Genomic DNA, 3,539 nt, shown 5'->3' on the forward strand with positions numbered 1-3,539 from the left:
TCAAGCCACGCCCTCCGGAAAGCGTGCGCCGGAACGGAAAGCAACAGTATACGCAACAAAGTGGCCCGTTTGATGCGCAACGGTTGTTCAGTTAACGCACCCGGTTGATGAGGAGCGAGACATTTAATTTTTAACTTTTTTATTGGATTTGGTTATCCACGACACGAATATAAAAACAAAAAATGAAATGGCAGTTAATCCAATATTGTCAACCCAAAGAATTTCTGGTCGGAATAACCACTGTAAAGCCGTTAGAAATACGATGAAAATTAAACAATAAGTTAATGCTCTCTTAAACATATATTCATCCCCCTGTTTCAAAAACTGGTCCAATTCAGACGCAATGCTTATACCACTATCAAACGCACCCGATAGTTGGACTACACCAAAATATCTACATAATTAACTACTTAAAATTGATGAGAAGTCGTCAAAAGCGTTTAATACATCATCACCTAGTGGATGGGCAAACTCTTGATTTTTTAAAGGTAATATTCCTTCTTTTTCAAGCTGTTGCAGATATTCTTGAAACCCTATACAGACAGCTGAGATATACTCTTTTAGATTGAATTCATATTTAAATATACCTTCTGGATAATGACTATTATGTTCAATGAAAAGTCTTCCACCATTACTAGAAAATATATAGTAATCAAAGTTTCCATCACAATCAATTTGGGCTTCACTGATTTCGCCTTTATATAAAGAGGCAAGCGTTGAAAAGAAATTAGGTATCGCTATAAAGCCTATCCCTGATTTAAAACTAAATAACTGTGTATCACTCGAAACGTCAAATTGAATATCCCCACCACTGAAACGGATATCAATAAAACATTTATAATTAGTGATCATAAAGCCCACCTCGATTGTATTTTATTAAATAGTCATAGCCCGATTAAGGAATAGACCTTGTGCAACAACCGCACCCGTTAACTGAAAAAATCTTCTCACATTTTTCCTTGTTTAATCCAATACCTGATATGGAAACTACCTAATACTGAACCTACGAAAAGCACAAATAAAGTAAATATCCACAGTAGAATCATACCGTTCTCTTGAATCCCCTTTGCATTAATTGTTACAAATATCAATGCACCTATAAACATTAGGTAAATAAAAACATTTGGTACAATCCACACAACCCTTAAGTTCGGGTTCTTCTTTTCAGTTTTTTCTTTTAAGAATAAGCTTATGAAAATGATTATAGCGAAAGTAGCTAAGGTAAGATTAGTTATCGTAATAGGCAAATAATCTTTATACGTTGGCAATTTATTGCCGATGGGTCCCACTTTAGGTTGATAGATATCATAATTAAACCATATAGTGACTAATATCAAACCAATACCCATAATTAATAAAGTGTACTTTCTCATCTCCCCCCACCTTTCTTCAATAATCTGGCCCGAATATAGAAATAGGGTACAAATCCTTGTTAAAGAATTGCACCCGATAATTAAGTAATCGATTCTCATTAATTTTTCATTAAATAGATATAACTATCTCTTCTATCAACCTGAAAAGTTAAATCGTCTTGTGCTCTGAGCAGAGAAGCAGGTGTTGATTCGGTAGAACTGTCGTCCATGAAATAAATGCCGTATCCATTATTCGCAGGATATCCATATAAATAACAAACCACTTTTCCATCCTTCATGAAAACCAATTGATTCATACCTTCACTTACTGTTTCACTGATTCTGCCCCACTTGTAGCCGACGGTTTCATAGATAGCATCTTTGGATGTATATGGGTCAAACGAATACACGAGATCCCATTCGAATGGAGTCACATCAGACAAATTCACCGACTCTGCGGATTCTTCAATACTCAGCACTTCCTGTTTCAACATTGTTTCATTTACTTCCCATACATCTTTTTTAATTACTTTAACTAATAGAGCAGCGAATAGTATTATGACAGCTATTATCAGCACTTTTTTCTTTGTCACACTGATTTTCCCCTCACTCCCAAAACTGATAAATAAATCATTATAAACTTAAACGATTTCTTTTTGGAAAAGTTACGGCACTAATTCAACTATCTGGCCCGATTGTAATACAATCCATATTCATTTAACGCACCCGTTAATTTAATACTCGTCATTTCCTATTCAATGCTAAATTCTATCCTTTGAAGACCGAAGTCATATTCATAGACCGATGGAGATATAGTCATTTCATAATCACCCGTATGATAACCACTTAAATGCAACCTATATTCAATTCGCTCATTTGGTTTTAATAATACCTTTCTAGCCTCTTCATTTTCTTCTTTCAAATCCATATGTTCTGTTGTTCCATTAAAAGTGTCTAAATCTTGGTAAGTCAAATATTCCAATGAGAAATTATATTCTAAGGCAGTTAAGAATCGGAACTCAATTTCCTTTTTGTCTACATTCTCAACACTAAAAATAAATTCTCTTTTTCCATCAACAAAACCATTATCCTGTAATTTAGATACTACTTTCGGTGTTTCTTGGGGTTGTTTCTTAGTGTTGAAAAGTAGAATGGAAATAAACCCAATAATAAAAAGTAGTGATAACACTATTAGTAACTTTCTCAATAGATATTCCCCTTCGCCACTTCAGTCTAAAAAAATTCATTTTCTTATTTATCAAAATAGCCGATTGAAGCATAGTCCTATACAACAAATGCGCCCGTTAGTTCAACTCTCATGCCAACAATTCCAAACGTCTTTAAAATATTCCGATAAAACTCCATTTCCTTGAAATCTATCTTTAAGAACAACTTGAACCTTTTGAAATTCGTCTTTCAATTTTTCATCTGAAACCGGGAAAGAGCCCAGGTAAGAATATTTATACACTGGTTCATCTGGACAAATTTCATAAGCACGCTTTAACATGGAAACACCTTTTTCTTGCCAATATTCATATTCTCCAAAATAATATGGGAATAATGAAATCATATAACCAAAACACCATAAAAAATCCTCATTCACCTCAAAATTAGCCATTCCAAAATCTGTAACCTGGCGTAGTATAATCTCTAATTCATCAAAATCTACATTCTGAATCTCTAATGCTCCCTCTTCTGTTAGAACATACCAACAAAAAAAGCCTAGACGAATAATAGTTTTTAAATCATTAGGATTTTGATTCCAGTTATTTATCAAGAGTGATTTTGCTTCATTCCACTCACCTTGATTTTCTAGTGCATCAACTTCAGTCCAACGCCAATCAATCACTGACAGTACACCTCACATCCTAAATGCTGATTATACGTTTCAAAGTATGTATCTCTTTCTCTGCTTAGATCTGGTTCTTATTTAATAATGTGGCCTGTTTGGTGCGCAACGGTTGTTGAGTTAACGCACCCGTTAGTGGAACAAGGTATGTTTGATTATTGATTAGAAAATTCATGATAAAGGTCACTTAGACTTTTTACATCGTAAGCCCGAAATATAAAAAAGCACACTTATGTAGTGCGCATCACGAATAGCCCTTACATTCGAATTTTTTCTTCGAATGTAGGGCTAGTTTTGCTTTCCGCAAGAAAGCAAGATGTTTTTTGACCATGGCAGAT

Annotated in this window: 6 protein-coding genes; all 6 read right to left on the reverse strand. The window is 34.4% G+C overall.

All coding sequences use genetic code 11. From position 1 onward, the window contains the following. Positions 1 to 123: 123 nt before the first annotated feature. On the reverse strand, positions 124 to 300 hold the full coding sequence (locus tag CSV79_RS16950) for a hypothetical protein (protein ID WP_158232573.1): 177 nt from the start codon (positions 298 to 300) through the stop codon (positions 124 to 126). Positions 301 to 402: 102 nt separating this feature from the next. Further along, the gene (locus CSV79_RS16320) at positions 403 to 852 is read right to left on the reverse strand and encodes a hypothetical protein (RefSeq protein ID WP_099690102.1); all 450 of its coding nucleotides are present in this window, start codon (positions 850 to 852) and stop codon (positions 403 to 405) included. A gap of 95 nt (positions 853 to 947) precedes the next feature. After that, positions 948 to 1,373, reverse strand: coding sequence for a hypothetical protein (locus CSV79_RS16325; RefSeq protein WP_099690103.1), 426 nt, complete (start codon positions 1,371 to 1,373; stop codon positions 948 to 950). A 98-nt stretch (positions 1,374 to 1,471) separates the two neighbouring features. Further along, a complete protein-coding gene (locus CSV79_RS16330; RefSeq protein ID WP_099690104.1) occupies positions 1,472 to 1,945 on the reverse strand; it encodes a hypothetical protein in 474 nt (157 codons plus the stop codon). A gap of 158 nt (positions 1,946 to 2,103) precedes the next feature. Then, the gene (locus CSV79_RS16335) at positions 2,104 to 2,559 is read right to left on the reverse strand and encodes a hypothetical protein (protein ID WP_099690105.1); all 456 of its coding nucleotides are present in this window, start codon (positions 2,557 to 2,559) and stop codon (positions 2,104 to 2,106) included. Positions 2,560 to 2,661: 102 nt separating this feature from the next. Beyond that, positions 2,662 to 3,201, reverse strand: a complete 540-nt coding sequence (locus CSV79_RS16340) for a hypothetical protein (RefSeq protein ID WP_099690106.1) — start codon at positions 3,199 to 3,201, stop codon at positions 2,662 to 2,664. Between the last annotated feature and the right edge of the window lie 338 nt (positions 3,202 to 3,539).

Origin of the sequence: Sporosarcina sp. P13 (assembly GCF_002743055.1) — a bacterium.
Classification (GTDB): domain Bacteria; phylum Bacillota; class Bacilli; order Bacillales_A; family Planococcaceae; genus Sporosarcina.